14 protein-coding genes are annotated in these 17690 nt (G+C 45.2%); 5 read left to right on the top strand and 9 right to left on the bottom strand.

Annotated features, from left to right (window positions below; all coding sequences use genetic code 11):
• Positions 1-753, bottom strand: coding sequence for an ABC transporter permease (locus tag G636_RS0109895; protein WP_155832371.1), 753 nt, complete (start codon positions 751-753; stop codon positions 1-3).
• 35 nt (positions 754-788) lie between these two features.
• Positions 789-1754 carry an ABC transporter ATP-binding protein gene (locus tag G636_RS0109890; RefSeq protein ID WP_026507925.1) on the bottom strand — a complete coding sequence of 322 codons (966 nt, stop codon included), beginning with the start codon at positions 1752-1754 and terminating at the stop codon, positions 789-791.
• A 122-nt stretch (positions 1755-1876) separates the two neighbouring features.
• Here G636_RS0109890 and G636_RS0109885 point away from each other — a divergent pair, with 122 nt between their 5' ends.
• Together G636_RS0109885 and G636_RS0109880 are read left to right on the top strand one after the other, a co-directional pair.
• Positions 1877-2326: a hypothetical protein gene (locus tag G636_RS0109885; protein ID WP_026507924.1), complete on the top strand. Its 450-nt coding sequence runs from the start codon at positions 1877-1879 to the stop codon at positions 2324-2326.
• Between the two features lie 129 nt (positions 2327-2455).
• Positions 2456-5131, top strand: coding sequence for an EAL domain-containing protein (locus tag G636_RS0109880; RefSeq protein WP_026507923.1), 2676 nt, complete (start codon positions 2456-2458; stop codon positions 5129-5131).
• Positions 5132-5260: 129 nt separating this feature from the next.
• On the opposite strand, the gene G636_RS0109875 is transcribed toward G636_RS0109880, so the two are convergent.
• Positions 5261-7210, bottom strand: a complete 1950-nt coding sequence (locus G636_RS0109875; protein ID WP_026507922.1) for an EAL domain-containing protein — start codon at positions 7208-7210, stop codon at positions 5261-5263.
• 120 nt (positions 7211-7330) lie between these two features.
• Here G636_RS0109875 and thrH point away from each other — a divergent pair, with 120 nt between their 5' ends.
• Entirely contained in the window at positions 7331-7933 is a 603-nt protein-coding gene (gene thrH, locus G636_RS0109870) for a bifunctional phosphoserine phosphatase/homoserine phosphotransferase ThrH (RefSeq protein ID WP_026507921.1), read from the top strand.
• Positions 7934-8120: 187 nt separating this feature from the next.
• Entirely contained in the window at positions 8121-9146 is a 1026-nt protein-coding gene (locus tag G636_RS0109865) for a glycosyltransferase family 2 protein (RefSeq protein ID WP_035779429.1), read from the top strand.
• An 8-nt stretch (positions 9147-9154) separates the two neighbouring features.
• Here G636_RS0109865 and G636_RS0109860 read toward each other — a convergent pair whose 3' ends face one another.
• The 3 genes from G636_RS0109860 to G636_RS0109850 form a co-directional block, all read right to left on the bottom strand.
• The gene (locus G636_RS0109860) at positions 9155-9559 is read right to left on the bottom strand and encodes an amino acid-binding protein (protein ID WP_026507919.1); all 405 of its coding nucleotides are present in this window, start codon (positions 9557-9559) and stop codon (positions 9155-9157) included.
• A gap of 62 nt (positions 9560-9621) precedes the next feature.
• Positions 9622-11097 carry a glycoside hydrolase family 25 protein gene (locus G636_RS18095; protein WP_051226850.1) on the bottom strand — a complete coding sequence of 492 codons (1476 nt, stop codon included), beginning with the start codon at positions 11095-11097 and terminating at the stop codon, positions 9622-9624.
• A 165-nt stretch (positions 11098-11262) separates the two neighbouring features.
• The gene (locus tag G636_RS0109850) at positions 11263-13002 is read right to left on the bottom strand and encodes a methyl-accepting chemotaxis protein (protein ID WP_196803081.1); all 1740 of its coding nucleotides are present in this window, start codon (positions 13000-13002) and stop codon (positions 11263-11265) included.
• A gap of 366 nt (positions 13003-13368) precedes the next feature.
• On the opposite strand from G636_RS0109850, the gene G636_RS0109845 reads away from it, so the two are divergent.
• Entirely contained in the window at positions 13369-14337 is a 969-nt protein-coding gene (locus G636_RS0109845) for a gluconeogenesis factor YvcK family protein (protein ID WP_035779427.1), read from the top strand.
• A 109-nt stretch (positions 14338-14446) separates the two neighbouring features.
• On the opposite strand, the gene G636_RS18090 is transcribed toward G636_RS0109845, so the two are convergent.
• The 3 genes from G636_RS18090 to G636_RS0109830 form a co-directional block, all read right to left on the bottom strand.
• The gene (locus G636_RS18090) at positions 14447-15481 is read right to left on the bottom strand and encodes a DUF4432 family protein (protein WP_051226848.1); all 1035 of its coding nucleotides are present in this window, start codon (positions 15479-15481) and stop codon (positions 14447-14449) included.
• A 188-nt stretch (positions 15482-15669) separates the two neighbouring features.
• Positions 15670-15861: a hypothetical protein gene (locus G636_RS20895; protein WP_026507916.1), complete on the bottom strand. Its 192-nt coding sequence runs from the start codon at positions 15859-15861 to the stop codon at positions 15670-15672.
• Positions 15862-16959, bottom strand: a complete 1098-nt coding sequence (locus G636_RS0109830) for an RtcB family protein (protein ID WP_196803086.1) — start codon at positions 16957-16959, stop codon at positions 15862-15864.
• Between the last annotated feature and the right edge of the window lie 731 nt (positions 16960-17690).

The following is a 17690-nucleotide window of genomic DNA, read 5'->3' as shown; positions in this document are numbered from 1 at the left end:
TTATCCTCCCTGCACTATCATTCGTTTCCTGTTTTGTTCCCACATATATATGCCAAACGCAAGAAGCAGGACTATCCATATTCCTTGGAGCATATATACTCCTAGTATACTTTCAAGTCCATGATCACCCGTGTATATCCTGATAGGCGCATCCAGGAGCTGAGCATAGGGAAACAGTGTTATCACCTTCTGCCAGCTATCCGGAAAAAGAGTAAGGGGCAATATATTTCCGGATAGGATCATCATCAGAAGGTTAAGAAGGCCCTGTATCCCCCTTGGATCTAATGTGATCATGGTAAAAGCAACAGTAATATTTTCAATGGCGCACACACATAAAAGCCCAAGCATAAGTGCCGGTATCGCTGCAAGAAATGAAAACAGTGATGCGGGAAGGCTAAGCCCCCATCCCTTTGGAAGAAGGAATGCCATTACAAACATAGGTACCGCCCGCATGATGCTCCCTGTCAGCTTTAGAGCCATGATCCTGGCATAGTAAAATCCATACATATTTACAGGACGGCACATGTCATAGGAAATATCTCCTGTCCTGATCTTGTCCAAAAGCTCCGGATCAGATGCCAGTATCATTCTAAAAAAGCCCTGCTGAAGCCATACGTAAGTTACAACATTCTCAACCGGAACAGACTGGGGATGCCCTTCATAAAGAGCCCTGTATAGCGCAACAAGTACAAGACCAAAGAACATCTGACACAATACTCCTCCGATCATGGCGCCACGATATTGAAGTTCCATACGAAACCTCATTTTAAAAACAGAAATATAAGATCTCATAGATCAAGCTCCTTGTACATAGCTGCGATCAGATGGTCTGTGTTCTCCGGTTGAAGTGTAAGCTCTCTTATATTTCCTGCATCCTGCAGGATAGAAAGGAGCTGTGCTGTAGGAAGCTTTGCAGGCTCATAGCTAAGCTCAAGCCCGTCTTCTGTCTTCTTAGTCATTACTCCTTCCGGAAGCTTAAGGCATGGATCCCCATCTGCATATTTCACACTGACATTGCGCACTGTATCAAAGCGTTCAAGCAGGTCAGGGAGCTTGCCATCAAAAAGCTTTTGACCATGTCCCAGCACCATCACTCTTGAGCAAAGAGCCGCGATATCTTCCATGTCATGAGTGGTGAGCATTATGGTTGTGCCATATTCCTTGTTTTCCCACTTCAGGAAATCCCGAAGAGCAAGCTTGCTCACGGCATCAAGCCCTATCGTAGGCTCATCAAGGAAGAGAAGCCCTGGCCTGTGGAGGAGAGATCCACAAAGCTCTGCTCTCATTCTTTGTCCCAGGCTAAGGAGACGAAGAGGTGTCCTGATAAAATCCTCAAGATCAAGGGCCAGGATAAGCTCTCCCAGCCTCTCCTCATATGCTTTATCAGGGATCCTATATATATCCTTTAATAGCTTGAAACTATCTATGATCGGAACATCCCACCAGAGCTGGCTGCGCTGGCCAAAGACTACGCCTATATTCTTTACATGCCTCTTTCTCTCCTTCCATGGAACAATACCACCAACTGATACCTCTCCATCATCAGGGGTAAGGATCCCGGAAAGGATCTTGACTGTAGTGGACTTACCTGCTCCGTTAGGGCCTATATAGCCTACAAGTTCTCCTTCATCAACCGAAAAAGACAGATCCTTTAAAGCTTTTACCGTTTCCTTTTCCCGTAAAAGCTTTCCTTTTTCTCTTTTCTTTTTGACCACAAAATTTTTCTTTAGATTTCTTACTTCGATATAGCTCATTATTTTTTGTCCTTTGGGAATTACAAGATATTATCTGAACACATTATTTGCTTAAAAAGTGTTATTATAAGAAAGGTTTATACAGATAATAGCATATTAATTAACAGGGAGACAGATAAATAATGAGCAGATCAGAGCATTCATCAGCAGGTTCAGTAATACTTAAAATATTAACAGTATTGGTCATCATCGCAGTGATCGCATTCCTCTTTGTTTTTGTAGCCTGGGGGCACATCAAAAAAGCCGCAGTAAGCTACGTGGGTGAAAAGGTCGCAGCCGAAGTCATCGAAAAAGCCATAACCTCCACCGGTATCGACATCAGCAGCCAGGAAGTGGAAGCAAAGATTGATAGCTTTGAAGAAGAAGACAAGGAAGCTATCAGTCAGATCATAGACAATCACGCAAATTCAGAGACCATTGAAAGGATCAGCGAATATGCCGCAGAAGGCGACATGAAATCCGCTGCCAAATATGCCAAGGAGTCACTATCCCAGGAAGAGATTGACACCCTCCAGGATATGTACAACAAATACTTCTCAGGCGAATACGGCAATATCAATATCAATCCCTGATAGGTCGCAGCATATAAGAGCTTTTTATCAAAGATATCAACAAGAGCATATAGCTTCTATATCCTAATACACATACGGCATTCCTCCGATATACTAAGAGTATGAATTGTTTAGTTTCGGAGGGATGCCGTGTTTGGATTTAAGCCTAAAGGAAAAAGCGGAATAGAATATCACTCTGTATGGAGAGATGTGGAAGACGGCTTCCTGGATGCCCTTCCGGCTTATCTGGGAGATCTTTTTGGCTGCCGCAGAGTCTGCACTTTTGAAAGAGCAGAGGATGATACATACTCCTGCACCGTTGAATGGTGCTCTGATAAAGTAACTCCCATAAAGAACAATTTTCAGAACATGAACTGGATAGACATGATGCCCTGGATCGAGATCCATAAGGCGGGTTTTGTCACCATTATAGAGAATATAGACAGCATCAAAGAGGAGCATCCCGAGCTCCACAGCCAGCTGAGGATCATGAACTGCTCATCCATGATCACAGGCTCTTTTGATTATCTGGGCGAAGATCTGGGCTTCTGGATCGCCACAGATCCGCCTCTCGACAAGATCCATCAGGCCGCTGCCATCTTCCAGGGCCTCTACAATATGATGGGCAATATCCATAAATCCCATTCCACCATTGAAGAATTAAAGGATATCGGTTTTACAGATAAGCTGACGGGAGTTGCCAACCGCAACGCCCTTACCAAGAATATTTCCACCTTCCCCCTTGGCGCCAGTCTCATGATCCTCTTTGCCGACCTTAACGGCATGAAGGAGATCAATGATAACGAAGGACACGAAGCAGGGGACAGATTCCTGATCAAAGCCTGCGGATGCATGAAGGATGTTTTTCCTCCGGAGTCCATCTACAGGATAGGCGGCGATGAATTTCTGGTCATCATCAGCGGTCTTGATCCCGACTTTGTAGAAGCCGGCGAACAGCTCCTTAGGCAGCGTTTCAAGGATGCAGAAGTGGGCGTTGCTATAGGCGTCGCCTACACAGATGCCTATGACGGCGATTTTGAGAGTCTGCGCGCCATAGCAGATGATCTGATGTACAAGGATAAAAGGTCTTCCTATAAGAGCTTTGATGCAGAAAACGAAGCCAGTGCCACCGCCAGGGCCGATGAAGTACTGGAGGTCTATCCTCAGCAGGATGGCTATCGCGTACTCTTTTGCATCCCCCATAAATATGAGGGAAGAGGGGGAAGAGCCAAAGAGGGCATCTTCTCTACAAGGCTTCATGAGTATGCGGACAGATGTGTACATCCAAGTGATAAGCTCAAATACCTGGACTTTTGGAATTTGTCCTCCCTTATCACCGGTTTTGAAAAGAGCGGCGGCGAAGCCATGATATTCAAATACAGGAGCCTCACCGTAGACGGCTACTGGTGCTGGGTAGAGGAACAGGTATCCATGATCAGGCGTGACGGAGGTAAGATAGTACTCATCGCCTCTCTTAGAGATATCACAGAGCAAAGGCCCAGAGAAGAGGTAACAGAAGAACTTAGCGAGCAGTCCAATGACTATATAGCCCAAAGGCAACTGGACCTTAACAGGAGCTTTACAAAGACTGCAGAAGACTGGCTAAGCACCAGACGCCCCGGCTCTGATATTGTAGTAGCCGCGGTCAACCTTGGGCATCTGCGCCTTTACAATGATACCTTTGGCAGGAGCGAAGGCGACAAGATCCTGGCTATGACAGGCAATATTGTATCCAAGGCTGCCGAAGAGATGCATGGCAAATCAGCATACCTTGGCGGTGACAATTACTGCCTTATCGGTACCATCCCTGACAAATACAGGGATATTTATGCCTTTGCGGCTGCCATATCCCAGAACCTTGAATCCTACAATATGCGAGGCGGCTTTGCTCCATCAATAGGTATATATCATACGCGTAAGAGCGACGAGAGCTTTACTGCCATGCATGATAAAGCCCTCATCGCACTCTCTACCATCAGGGAAGACTACAGAAAGCATGTCAACATCTATGGCGCAGACGGCTTTAGGCCCGATGAGAGTCTGCCCAAGGTCCAGCTGCTTGATATCCAGGAAGGTCTCTCAGGCGGAGAATTCCATTGTTATCTGCAGCCTGTTGTTGATATCACAACAGGCAGAGTAGTGTCATCAGAAACGCTTATCAGATGGAAAAAAGATGACCAGCTCTTAAAAGCAGAGCGCTTCATTGAGCCTTTGGAAGATTCAGGATATATCCTGGCCTTTGACGTGAGATTCTGGGAACAGATCTGCAGCTGGCAAAGAAGCCTTATAGACAGAGGCGTAAGGCCCCTTCCCTGCTCCATGAACGTATCTGCAGTAGACTTTCACTTTGTAAATGTGGCAGATATGCTGATCAAGCTCGCTTCAAGATACGACCTGGATCCGGGGCTCCTCGCAGTAGAGCTCTCCAGCAAGACCTGGGCAGATGATCCCGATACCATCAGTGACCAGGTTGTCATGATGCGTGAAGCAGGTCTCAAGGTATACCTTGATGACAGCGGCAGCGGACTTGGCAGCTACAACTCAATGACCGGAGCACGTTTTGATGCCATCAAGATGCACAAGGACTATATCGATGCTTCCTTCCGATCCGAAGGTACCATAAGTCCTCTCAAGATAGTCCTGGAAATGGGCGCAAAGGCAGGGATACCTGTTATCGCAGAAGGCGTAGAAACAGCCACACAGCTTAGCAACCTCAAGGAACTGGGCGGCAGATATGCCCAGGGCAATCTCCTCTACTATCCCATGACAGCAGGGGAATACGAGAAGCTCCTGATCAAGGAGATGAAAGCACTCAGGAACAAATAAAACCCATATATTTATAAAGACAAAAAAGTCTCCCTGATATAAATTCTTTTCTTAAAGAACTTCATATCAGGGAGGCTTTTTCTATGTGGTCATTACATAAGGTCCTTTATGGCTTTCTTTCTCCTGTCATTACATAAGGTCCTTTATGGCTTTCTTTCTCCTGTCATTATAGAGAAGGCTCTTAAGCTCTTTTTCGGGAAGAGGCTTTGAGTAATAGAAGCCCTGAAGATGATCGCAGCCCATTTTGGTAAGTTCATCTGCCATCTTCCTGGTCTCAATGCCCTCTGCCACTATTTCCAATCCCCTACCTTTAAAGGTATTCATGATACCGGGCAGTACATCCGCATCCCCGCCAAAGTAGGACCAAACTATGGATTTATCAATCTTGATAGCCTTAAAGGGCAGCTCCAGGAGATTGATCAGATTGGAATATCCTGTACCATAATCGTCCAGGGAGAATCTGCAGCCCAGACTTCCCATGATATTCATCATCTCGGACAGCACTGCCTGGTCTGCAGCCGCAGACTCCGTGATCTCAAATACTATGATAGAAGGGTCTACCTGATAACGTTCCATGACCTCCCTGAGCATGCCGGGAAGGCGTTCATTTCTGCACTGTACAGGAGAGAGATTGACCGCAATTGTATCTATACCCAGATCCGACATCTCGTTATCATGGATAAAGGCACATACCTTTTCAAATATCTGAGCTCCCAAGAGGTCGATGGTGCCATTTTGCTCTGCAATGAATATGAAATCATCAGGAGCAATAGGGCCTATATCTTTGTCTCCTAACCTGGCAAGTGCTTCTACGCTTATGAACCTCTGCTGAGACACACTGTAAAGAGGCTGATAATACACCTCCACGCTGCTCTCTCTTATGGCCTTATTTACAGCGCTTTCTCTGTCAAAATAGGTCCTGACCTCTTCAAAGGTCTCCTTGTTCGTATAAAGCGTAGCCGTGCCTATTGTCAATTTATCAGCCTTTTCATTCTGGCGATTGATGACTTCAAATATCTCTCTGATGCTCTTCTTCTCGATCTCCACAGGGATCCTTACCATGGTAAACCTGAAGAGCACACTGACTGATTCCAATATCCAGGGCTTGGAGAAGGTCTTTCTGATAAGGAGTTCATCCTCGTCTACCTGCGTCTCTGTTTTCTTATTTCTGGATACCAGCCCGAATCGCCCCCTGTGCATATAAAAGACATCATATTCAGGAATATTCTTTTGCAGATCCATACCAATGCTATGTACCACCTGCATCAAAGCGGGCCTGCCGTATATGCTCTCCAGCATCACAAAGTTATCTATGGTCACGCATACCATGCCTATGGGCATCTTGTAGCGGAGCTTCTCATCCAACACTTCGCCCAGCGCCCACTGGTTATAGAGCTCAGTTTCGCAGTCCATATACATATATGGATTCTGAATCTCCAAATAGATGACCACTATAGCCATAGAGTTAAAGAGCCCTTCAATAAGTATATCCCCCATCAAAAAGCCCTGTATCAGCATTCCGGATACTGCCAGCACCCAGAAGCTCACAGTATAGATCAGGCGCCTTGGGGGTATCACGTGCTTGTAAAACCAGGCATAGGAAATGGATACCAGGGAATAGAAGGCCAAAAAGCTTCCCCATACCAGATGGAAATATTTTCCTCTGATAAATTCACCCTCACTGCTGATGCTAAAGAGGATCTTATTCAAGGGACTGGTCAATACAATAATATATATGACAGTAAATGGCATGGCAAAAAGAAACCATCTCTTCTTACTGATAGACAGGCTCCTACCCGTCATGGCCATGGTATAGATGGCAAAGCTCCATAGCTCCATGGAAAAGAAGAGGTAATAGAGCATATTCACAAGATATAATACAGGAACCGGTATGACGTCATTTACTTCCAGAAAAATACAGGCCAGGATATTTACAATGCAGGTAGCCAGCTGCGTATACATGATCCAGCTAAAGTAGTGCCAGGCGCGAAAAGGCAGATGCTTCTTTTGAAGATAAGAAGCCAAAAGGAGAACGGATATCACTACAGAAGCGATCTCAAAATGAATATTCCAGCTCATACCCTCACCTCGTGTTATAAGGTTAACAAGCTTTATTTTACAGTTATCATTTTTCTGCTATACTGTTTAGGACTTTAAGGACATTCTTATACTTATATTATAGCAAAGGAGAACGAACCTATGTATGTAACTTGTCTCGATCTTGAAGGAGTACTTGTACCTGAAATCTGGATTGCTTTTGCCAAAGCCAGTGGAATCCCTGAGCTCACAAGGACCACAAGGGATGAACCCGATTACGATAAGCTGATGAAATGGCGTCTGGGCATTCTTAAGGAGCACGGCCTGGGACTAGGGGAGATCCAGGACACAATAGCAACCATTGATCCCATGCCCGGTGCAAAAGAATTCCTGGACGAGCTCAGATCACTTACACAGGTTATCATCATATCAGACACCTTCCAGGAATTTGCAAAGCCCCTTATGAAAAAGCTGGGCTGGCCCACCATCTTCTGCAACAGCCTGGAAGTAGCCAAAAACGGTGAGATCACAGGCTTTAAGATGAGATGCGAGCAGAGTAAGCTCACTACAGTAAAGGCTCTGCAGTCCATTGGCTACGAGACCATAGCTTCCGGCGACAGCTACAATGACCTTGGAATGATCACAGCCAGCAAAGCAGGCTTCCTCTTCAAGTCTCCCGATTCCATCAAAGAAGCTCATCCTGAACTTCCTGCCTTCGAGACCTATGAAGAACTGCTGGATGCTATCAAAAAGGCTATGGATTAACCTGGCTTTACCGGCTCCTTTTGCAAACAGGATCATCCTTGCACATTTTGGGGCACAAAGAAGCCGGACAGCCCGCGCCACCAGTTTGACACGAACCATCCGGAGAAGGGAACCGGAAAATATATTTACCAATTCAGATTATATATCGACAGAATATTTCAAAAATTAACCGATAGGAAGGAAAGATATGGAAAAACTGCTCAGTGTGGCAATCCCCTGTTACAATTCTCAGGATTATATGCGCCACTGTGTTGAAACTCTGGTCTCCGGCGGAGAACAGATGGACATCATGATAATAGATGACGGTTCTAAGGACAGGACCCTGGATATAGCAAGAGAGCTTGAAAGTGCTTATCCCGGCATAGTAAGAGCCATCCATCAGGAGAACAAGGGCCACGGAGGCGCTGTCATGACAGGTATCCATAATGCTCTAGCCCCATATTTTAAGGTAGTGGATTCCGACGACTGGGTAGATGAAAAGGCGCTATCTCAGATCCTGAAGCTCCTTTCTCTTTTCCATGACGAAGGTGACAGCGTGGATATGATGATCTCCAATTTTGTCTATGACAAAGTAGGCAGTATCCACAAGAAGGTCATGAAATACACCTTCGCCCTTCCTGCCGGAAAGAAAATAGGCTGGGACGATGCCAGAAGATTTCGCAAGGGTCAGTATATACTCATGCATTCTGTCATATACAGGACAGCGGTGCTTGTCCAGTCAGGGTTGGAGCTCCCTACACATACCTTCTATGTGGACAATCTCTTTGTATATACGCCCCTGCCCTACGTAAAGACCATGTATTACCTGCCTGTGAATTTCTATCATTATTTCATAGGAAGAGATGATCAGTCGGTCCAGGAATCCGTTATGATATCCCGTATAGACCAGCAGATCAGGGTCAACAAGCTGATGCTCATGGGCACTGATCTGCGCAAGGTAAGAGATATCAACAAACATCTCTGCCAGTATATGTACAATTACATGGAGATCATAACAGTAGTATCCTCCATCCTTCTGATCAAATCAGGCACTCCGGAGAATCTTAGAAAAAAGAAAGAACTTTGGGGCTGGATCAGGTCCGAATACCCCTGGTTTTATAAGAGGATCCGCAGAGGCTTTTTTGGCAACTTCCTGGCAATGCCGGGAAGAGCCGGCCGCAGGATACAGATCATCCTATACTATGCGGCCCAGAAGCTCTTTGGTTTCAATTGATCATTATCTTATACAGATACAAATCCCTGGCTTGTCAGGATATTCTCAACTTCATATATTCCCTCTGTGTGGATCACCATGATAGGCTTGCCTGACTCACGGTTAAAAGACAGATAGGTATAATTAACATTGATATTGGCATCATAGAGGACAGTAAGGAGCTTATTAAGTTCACCGACCTTGTCCTCTGTTTCTATGCCAAGTACCGGTGCTGTCTTACACATATATCCTGCTTCCAACAATACCTTCTTAGCCAGCTCAGAATCAGATACCACCATTCTTACGATTCCGTACTCTGCACTGTCATTGGTCACAGATCCCAGAATATTGATACCATTCTCTGAAAGGAGACCTGTGATCCTTCTGTATACACCCTTATTATTCTCTGCGTATATTGATACCTGCTGTAACATATCTTTCCTCCACCTTTATTCATTTACTGATATTTGATGATCTCTTATAGGGATCCTCTATACTATTCTTCTACTGTTTCCAGTAGCCTTGTCACGCAGTAGAGAGTCTTTTCTCCTACCTGCACTCTGCTCCAGCCGCTTGTGGTGCTGTAGCCTGTCCTTGTAATGACATCTCCGTTTCTGATAGTACATACTATAACAGAACCCTCTGCAGTGCTGGGCCTGTCTCTGAGATTCACTTCGTCAAGGGCTGTGATCCTGTCCTTGCACTCCGTAAAGTCCATACCCGATTCCATATTTGGAGCAACTTCAGGAGCTGCATTTTCTCCTTTTCTCCTGGCAGAACCCGAATAATTAAAGCTGGATCTGTCCACATCAACGCATCCGTTTATACCATCCACCCTTCCCTTGGAAGTGAACTGCCACATAGCATAGGCTCCCGAATAACCTGGGTCTCTGTCTGAGCTGTCAGATGGATAATAGGCCAGCCAGATCTTGGCCACAGAGGATAGCCCCTGGGTATCCCAAAGGCCCTGGCTCAGCTCATTTCTGGATGCATAGAACATGGGACTATAGCCTGCAGATGACAGAGTAGACAGGAAAGTCCTGGCAAAACGGCTCCTCTCCTCTACTGACAAGCCGTATTGCCTGCTGGTCTCTTTGGCATAGCCTTCACAGTTATAGGCAACAGGATAGGTTATGGAATAGCCCGAAAGTATATCCTTTACCAGCTCTGCTTCCTGGATGGCCTCTTCTTCTGAGACTGCCCTGGAAAAGAAATAGGCTCCAAGCTTGATGCCGTGTTTGGATGCTTCCTGAAGATTATACCTGGCATTGGCATCCTCATGGAGAACACCGTCATTGGAACGATATCCTGCTCTTACTATAGCAAAAGATACGCCTGAAGAAGCAACTTTTTCCCAGTTGATAACGCCCTGATAAGAAGATACATCGATGCCCCAGCAGTTTTCTGCCACTTCTACAGCAGCAGGAGCTTCTTCTTCCCCGGTCTTTTCCTGCTGAGCCTCAGTTTTGTCAGAAGCTTCGTCAGCCTTCTCCTCTTTCTTGTCTTCAGCCTTTAGCTCTATGGATGCTCCTCCGGACACATCCGCCTGCTCCATGGAGTCGTCATCCTTAGAATCTTTTTCAGATACCACTGCCATGGCACCTTTTACATAAAAGACCTTGTAAGCGCCTTCAACAGTAAAAGTATCTCCGGCTTTAGTCTGACCTGCGCTATCCTGATCACCATCTTCCCGGGAGGCATCCCCCTGTGTATCATCAGCTTCTTCGCTCTCCCAGCCATCAGTAGTATTTGTCTGAGCATCTATCTGATCATCAGCTATATCATCGCCATCAGTCTGATCACCGCTATCATCAGCCGCAGCTATAGACGCTGCTGCCGCATCCTCATCATAGATCTTGGCAGTTACTCCCACTTCCTGGATCCCGGATGCATCAGCAGATGAACAGCCTGCCAAAGTCAGGGTTAAAAGCGATATATATAATGTCTGTAGTCTTTTAAGATTTTTATGCATTTACTCCCCTTCCCTTTGATTTTCGCCAATCACATGATAACACAAAAAAGGCAGTGCGGGAAAGACAACGCACTGCCTACTATTTAAATATATTTAGTTCATAAATAATCTGTCTTTATACGCTATCAAAACGACGGAGCCGACACCCCAGCATGACTGAACAGGTTAGAAGATAAACCTGCCAACTTCACCTGTCAGTCTTTCTGCGATCTCAGAATTCTCGTTAACAACTGTTGTATTTTCATTCATATTTTCAGTCATCTGAGCTGCGCTCTGTGCCACCGCTGTTGCAGCATTGGCACTTTCTTCAACAGCCTTGGCCACTCCGTTTACAGAATCAGTCATTTCAGACATGGACCTTTCAATATCATCGGACTTCTCCTTGATGACCCTGAGCATCTCTGACATGGATGCTGCATCCTGCTGATACTGATCTCCCGTCTCCCTAAGCTTCTGATAACCGCCGATAGTCTTTTCTCTTACAAAGCCTACCATTTCAGTAGCTTCTTCTGCCAGGCCTCGTACATTTCCTATTACACTGTCACTGATCTCCTGGATCTCTTTGGCTGTATTTGAAGAGTTAGTAGCCAGATTTGAGATCTCACCTGCTACCACCGCAAAGCCCTTACCTGCTTCTCCTGCTCTTGCGGCCTCAATGGAAGCATTCAGGGACAGGAGATTGGTCTGAGCTGCAATATCCAGGATCGTTGCCGTAAGAGTGGATATATTCTCTACATTAGCAGCTTCGGCTATCCTGTTCTTAAGAGATTCCGACATCTCATTGGCCTTCTGCTCCACCTCTTTTGTCTGGATCTCTGCATCCTTTTGCATGCCGATAGCTCTTTGCTCCATTTCATCTGCATACTGGGAGCCGTCCATGATCCTACTGTTCATCTCGGTTATATTATCACCAACATTTGAAGTAGCATTCTGTATCTGCTGGAGATTTGCAGAGGATTCTTCCATGGCCGCTGTCATCTCCTGCATAGCTGAAGAGACATTAGACAGCTCGTCATTGGTCCTGATTGTGCTGTCCAGTGCCACTTTTACAGAGCCTGACAGAGAATTGGTATTATCCGAGATACTGGTAACTACGCTTCTGATATAGTCCAGAAGGGAATTGATATTTTCTGCTATATCCCTGACTTCATCATTGGAAGTCACTTCTACCTTCTGGGTCAGATCGCCGTTATTGGATACCAGATCTACCAGCTTGCTATTGACTCTGTTGATACCAAGTGTGATACCCTTAGATACCAATATGGCGAATACAACAGATGCCACTATGATAATAAGCGCTATCACCACAATTGTGATCAGGATCATATTCAGAGTGTTAGCCAGCTCATCAGCCACATAGTCAAATGCCACGCTTCCTACGAATTCTCCTGCATCAGTAAAGATAGGAGCATAGGAAGTGATGATATACTGGCCGTCATAGTTTTGAAGCTCACCTGTTGTGTAGCCTGCTTTGGCATTAAGAGCAGTCCTGTATTCTTCAAGATATTCATCTTCTACAGGAGTACCTACAGGCTCATTTTCAGAAGACACATCTACCAGATAGACAATCTGCCCATTTCTTTCACCTATGGTATAGAGCGCTCTGGGGTGAGTCTTATCATAAAGGCTCGCCATCTCATCATAAGCTTTCTTATAGTTTTCGGTATCAGACTCTCCCACTTCAAGAGCAGCCAGATCCTCACCTATCAGGTCTTCTGCAGTTATCTCTGCCATTGACAAAGCGCTGTTTGAAGCCGTCCTCATAAAGGCATCCGCGACCATCCGGTAGGTGATAAAGCCCAGGGCCAGGCAGGTTGCCATGGACATAAAGAGCATACTGAGCATTATCTTCCATCTGATGCTGAAGCGCTTTTTGCTGTTTGCGGATTTTCTCTCGGCTGACATAGGCTCATGCCTCCTTGAAATCGCCTTTTCTCCTCGCTCAAAGGCTTTTTTCCTCATATTTGTTAGGGTCATAAATTCCCTTTTTCCCACATGCAAGCATGTGGAAAATCGCTTTTCCTGACTTCTTCTTTATAAATGATACACGAGCTGCTCCATGGCTTTGCCATTCTCGCAGCTCTACAAATATTCGGAAATCGCCTTTTCTCTTCGCTCAAAGGCTTTTTTCCTCATATTTGTTAGGGTCATGAATTCCCTTTTTCCCACATGCAAGCATGTGGAAAAAGGGAATTATGACTCCTGTATCATTTATATCGGAAGTATATTAAAATAGATTTAGAGTATTATTGACATGGAGGGGTGTATTATATGGAGAGATACAGGACCGGTAATGTGGTGATATTCGGTGGCGGTTCGGGTTTGTCGCAGCTATTAAAGGGCATGATCCAGTTCCCTTGGAATGTGACTGCTGTTGTTTCTGTAGCCGATAACGGCGGCAGCACAGGCGCGCTGCGAAGAGAATTCAATATTTCTGCTGTAGGAGATCTGACCAAGGTTATGATGGCTATGAGTGCCAAGGACCGAAATGTGAAGGAACTCTTTTCATACAGATTTGATACTGATTCAAGCCTTGGCGGTCACAGTATCAAGAACCTTATCATGACTGCCCTTTTGGAGCAGCATGGCAGCTATGCCGAGTCCATTCCCATTCTCTGCGACCTTTTGGATGTGAAGGGCAGGCTCCTTCCCCTTACAGAAGATAATGTAGAGCTCATAGGTACCGATGACACAGGCCGGGATATCTTTGGTGAAGAGCAGATCACCAAGGCCAGGCGCCATATCAAGAAACTCCGCTACAATAAGCCTGTCACTGTCAGCCCATCCGTCATCAAAGCCATTGAAGAAGCCGACCTTATAGTATTCAGCTCAGGAAGTCTCATTACTTCCATCATGCCCAACATCATCATTCCCGAGATCAGGGATGCTGTAGCCAGGTCAGGTGCCAGATGTCTGTATGTCTGCAACATGATCACCCAACCGGGAGAGACCGATAATTTCTCTGTTTCAGATCATATCAGGACCCTGGAGCAATACCTGCTGCCCCATACCATAGATGCAGTTATTGCCAACACAGCGGATATACCTGATGATGCCCAGGCTCTTGCCAGGTCTGAGGGCAAGGACGGGGTAGTTTTGGATGAAGATGAGCTTTGTAAGATGGGCGTTGAGATTATCAAAGACAAGCTTCTCACCGTCGAAGAAGCCAGTATCAGACATGATTCATTAAAGACTGCTTATCTCATGTTTTCGTACATGATGGATCATCAATATACTTAAATATTTTGAAAATGCTCCTTAACCCAGGTTTTCATGTTAAGGAGCATTTTAGTCTTATATGGTCTATTAATTGATATTAGCCCAATAGTATTTTGAGCAGCCAGTTCATTTAATATGCCTTTTCTATTATCTTTTTCAGGTATCCAACCTTATCCTTTCCTTCCACAAATCCTACGGCAAGGTGTATCAGGCCCTTTTCACCGCCCTCAAGCCACCTGAGCTCTCCATCTATCTCCTTTTGCCTGATAGAATTGGGTCTGGTCATACAGGGCTCTATTGCATACATTGCTGTGCCCTCTGCGCACTTGCACATCAGGGATCTGGGCAGTTCTTCCAGCGGCCTTATGATAAACGCAGCCTTGTCCATTGCCTTATTTACCACGCACTCTATTGTGAAATGCTTATTGTCTCCCAAGAGCTCTTTTAAGCCCTCCATTTCTTCCAGTTCAAATATACCTTCCACTTCCTCAGGGATATACTGATAACATCTGATGGGGCTGCATATGGCATTTGCAGGATATATCTCCTTTTTATCTTTTTCGGAAGGAGCACTGTCCCTAAGGAGCATTCTGTCATCCCTTACAGGGAGCAGGTAGCTGCCTCCCTCCTCCATAAAGGACCTGCCGCAGAGCTGGATATGAAAGCCCGCGTCAAAAGGGATCCTCTCATCTGTGAGATTGGTAAAGCACTCGGTGCGTACTATATAGCTCCTGCCCTTTGGCGCAGTCACCGTCACTTCTTTATAGTAGGAAGGCTTCTCCTCATAGCCCTTAATATATAGAGCTCCAAAGATCTCGGCCTTTTCCCCATCCTCTGTAAATCTGATCCCTGATATGTCTGCCATGGAATATGCGCCGGTACCATGAGGAGTCCTCACTTCATCCGGGGTACCAAAGACCTCAGGCCCCAGAGATGACACCGCGCAGTAAAAGCCGCTGTTCCAGCCTCCATCAGCCTTCAGATCCACATTATCGGGATGTTTGAGACTGGATCTGTCCTTGTCCCAGGATATCTTCTCCTCTCTATAGTAGATATCTCCAATGTCCATGCCCCTCTCCGGGATCACAGTAAAAGACATTACCCTATTTCCAAGCTGATACTCATGAAGACTTTTGTCGCCGTCTGTATGTGTTATTATCTTCATTTCCCCTCCCTTCTCTGCCATAATTCAAGTATATTCTTTAAAAGAGCCATTTTGAATAGAAGCATTTGTCTTTAAATGTAAGTATTTTACCTTTGTAAATCCCTCCCCTTCATAAATGCGCACCGGATTACCTCTAACAATCTGAGAATGTTTACTCCACGCACTGTTTTTCTGTTTATCCTTACTATCTACGTTTGTCTGTTTAAGAATTGCAGAAAGCTTTCTAAGTGCATCCTGCTTGTATAAGCTCCTTCTACCTCTCCCTTCACGCCTGTAATCATCTCTATATCCGGGAATTCCTTTTGTAACGCTCTGAATATGCCGCCCACGGCTACTCTGCATTCCACAGGTCCCATTCCAGAGCTAATCTGTAACATCATTCAAGCATTCCCTCCTTTGTAGTTATATACAGGCTTAAGGAGCTTTGTGATCTCAACTGTCTCCTTAACAGCCTCTCTAATGTAATCGATATCCCTGTAGGCAAATGGTGCCTCATCAAGTGTGTCCTTGCTGATGCAGCTTGTGTAAATTCCCTTCATGGAAGCCTTAAACTCAGACACTGTGTGGCTGGTAGATACCTTTTCTCTAGATGAGATTCTGCCTGCGCCATGAGGTGCTGAGCTGTTCCACTCATCGTTTCCCTTGCCGATTCCAAGGATTACGCCATCTCTCATGTTTATTGGTATGATCACCTCCTGATTCTCCTTAGCGGAGATGGCACCTTTCCTAAGGATAGCTGCTCCAGTAGTTTCCTCAATGTAGTTGTGGATGCAGCTCTTTTCATCTGTTACCTTCCACTTCATTCCCTTGCAGATTTCCTTCATGATGATATGACGGTTAAGCTCAGCGTATTCCTGAACCACCTGGATATCATGAAGATAGTCTGAAAGAAGCTCATCTGTAAGGTAAGTAAGTTCATATGGAACACCCTCTTTTCCATGCTCCATTAAATACTTGTGTCCCTTATCCATGTAATACTCAGCAACTTCCTTGCCAAGGTGACGGCTGCCACTGTGAATGATCAGATATCCCTCTCCATTCTCGTCTGCATCGAGCTCAATAAAGTGGTTTCCTCCGCCAAGAGTTCCAATGCCGAGCAGCGCCTTATCATCTCTGATGTGCTTAAAGCAGTTAAGTCTTCCAAGGTCAAAATCTAATGCGTCCCTGTGAACAGTGCTTCTTACCTTGAATCCCACCGGAACGTTGTCTCTGATCACGGTATCGAGCTTCTGAAAATCCTTTCTGATCTTTCCAATCTTTACCATGCTCATACCACAGCCGATGTCGATTCCGATAAGTGCAGGAAGAACTGCGTCTGTCACTGTCATGGTGAGTCCGATAGGTCCAACCTTTCCCGGATGAACATCCGGCATTACTACAATATTGCTGCCTTTTACAGCCTCAGTGTCACAGATCATCTGTACCTGGGCAATCGCATACTGACTGGCATTTCCGTCAGCGATATCCCCCATGCACATGATCATGGCATCTGAATATTTTCCTTTTACTGGTATCAAAATAAAACCTCCATTGCAGGTGTCTTGCGCATTTTTGCGTACAAAAAAGACACCTCTAATCCTCAGAGGCTTAATGTCTTGTCCTCATACCAGTCTTTTTTCTTTGTGTGAAATAGTTTTAGAAATAAAGACGGCGGACAATCATGCCCCTGTTGTCTATTGTTGCTATGTTGTTAGTATTCATCGTGTGTTTCATGATCGTCCTCCTTTCTTGAAATTCATTTCTGAACCTTGAAAAAGCTTTGTTTGTTGTTTCTGATAATACACTATCATATATAGCGGACATTATATGTCCACGTCAACAAGTTTTTGCAAATATATCCAAAAAGTTATTAGTAACTGTTGAAGTGTTACTGTTCAGACCCTAACTTGACATTCTAACCTAACGATAAAAATACATATGAAAATTTGAGAAAACCCAGAAAAAATCTAACTTTTTTGGGTTTTTCTATTGCATTTTACATCGTTATGATATATAATATAAACGTAACGATGTTACAGAAAGGAGCACCCCCATGGGAATAATAAAACAACTTGATAAACGAACAGGAATAACCTATGTCTACGAATCCAAGGCATACTGGGACAAAGAAAAACAGCAGAGCCGGGCCAAGCGTACTCTTATCGGAAAGATAGATCCTGAGACGGGTGAGATGATTCCGACAGATGGGAGACACAGAAAAACTGAAGCT

Origin of the sequence: Butyrivibrio sp. MC2013 (assembly GCF_000424585.1) — a bacterium.
Classification (GTDB): domain Bacteria; phylum Bacillota; class Clostridia; order Lachnospirales; family Lachnospiraceae; genus Butyrivibrio.
The sequence above is the reverse complement of the archived record's forward strand: the minus strand, read 5'-3'. Positions and strand labels throughout refer to the sequence as shown.

Coding starts and splice junctions, on each gene's coding strand:
- G636_RS0109895 (WP_155832371.1), bottom strand. CDS start 753: ATGGAACTTCAATATCGTGGCGCCATGATCGGAGGAGTATTGTGTCAG.
- G636_RS0109890 (WP_026507925.1), bottom strand. CDS start 1,754: ATGAGCTATATCGAAGTAAGAAATCTAAAGAAAAATTTTGTGGTCAAA.
- G636_RS0109885 (WP_026507924.1), top strand. CDS start 1,877: ATGAGCAGATCAGAGCATTCATCAGCAGGTTCAGTAATACTTAAAATA.
- G636_RS0109875 (WP_026507922.1), bottom strand. CDS start 7,210: ATGAGCTGGAATATTCATTTTGAGATCGCTTCTGTAGTGATATCCGTT.
- thrH (WP_026507921.1), top strand. CDS start 7,331: ATGTATGTAACTTGTCTCGATCTTGAAGGAGTACTTGTACCTGAAATC.
- G636_RS0109865 (WP_035779429.1), top strand. CDS start 8,121: ATGGAAAAACTGCTCAGTGTGGCAATCCCCTGTTACAATTCTCAGGAT.
- G636_RS0109860 (WP_026507919.1), bottom strand. CDS start 9,559: ATGTTACAGCAGGTATCAATATACGCAGAGAATAATAAGGGTGTATAC.
- G636_RS18095 (WP_051226850.1), bottom strand. CDS start 11,097: ATGCATAAAAATCTTAAAAGACTACAGACATTATATATATCGCTTTTA.
- G636_RS0109850 (WP_196803081.1), bottom strand. CDS start 13,002: ATGTCAGCCGAGAGAAAATCCGCAAACAGCAAAAAGCGCTTCAGCATC.
- G636_RS0109845 (WP_035779427.1), top strand. CDS start 13,369: ATGGAGAGATACAGGACCGGTAATGTGGTGATATTCGGTGGCGGTTCG.
- G636_RS18090 (WP_051226848.1), bottom strand. CDS start 15,481: ATGAAGATAATAACACATACAGACGGCGACAAAAGTCTTCATGAGTAT.
- G636_RS20895 (WP_026507916.1), bottom strand. CDS start 15,861: ATGATGTTACAGATTAGCTCTGGAATGGGACCTGTGGAATGCAGAGTA.
- G636_RS0109830 (WP_196803086.1), bottom strand. CDS start 16,959: ATGTGCATGGGGGATATCGCTGACGGAAATGCCAGTCAGTATGCGATT.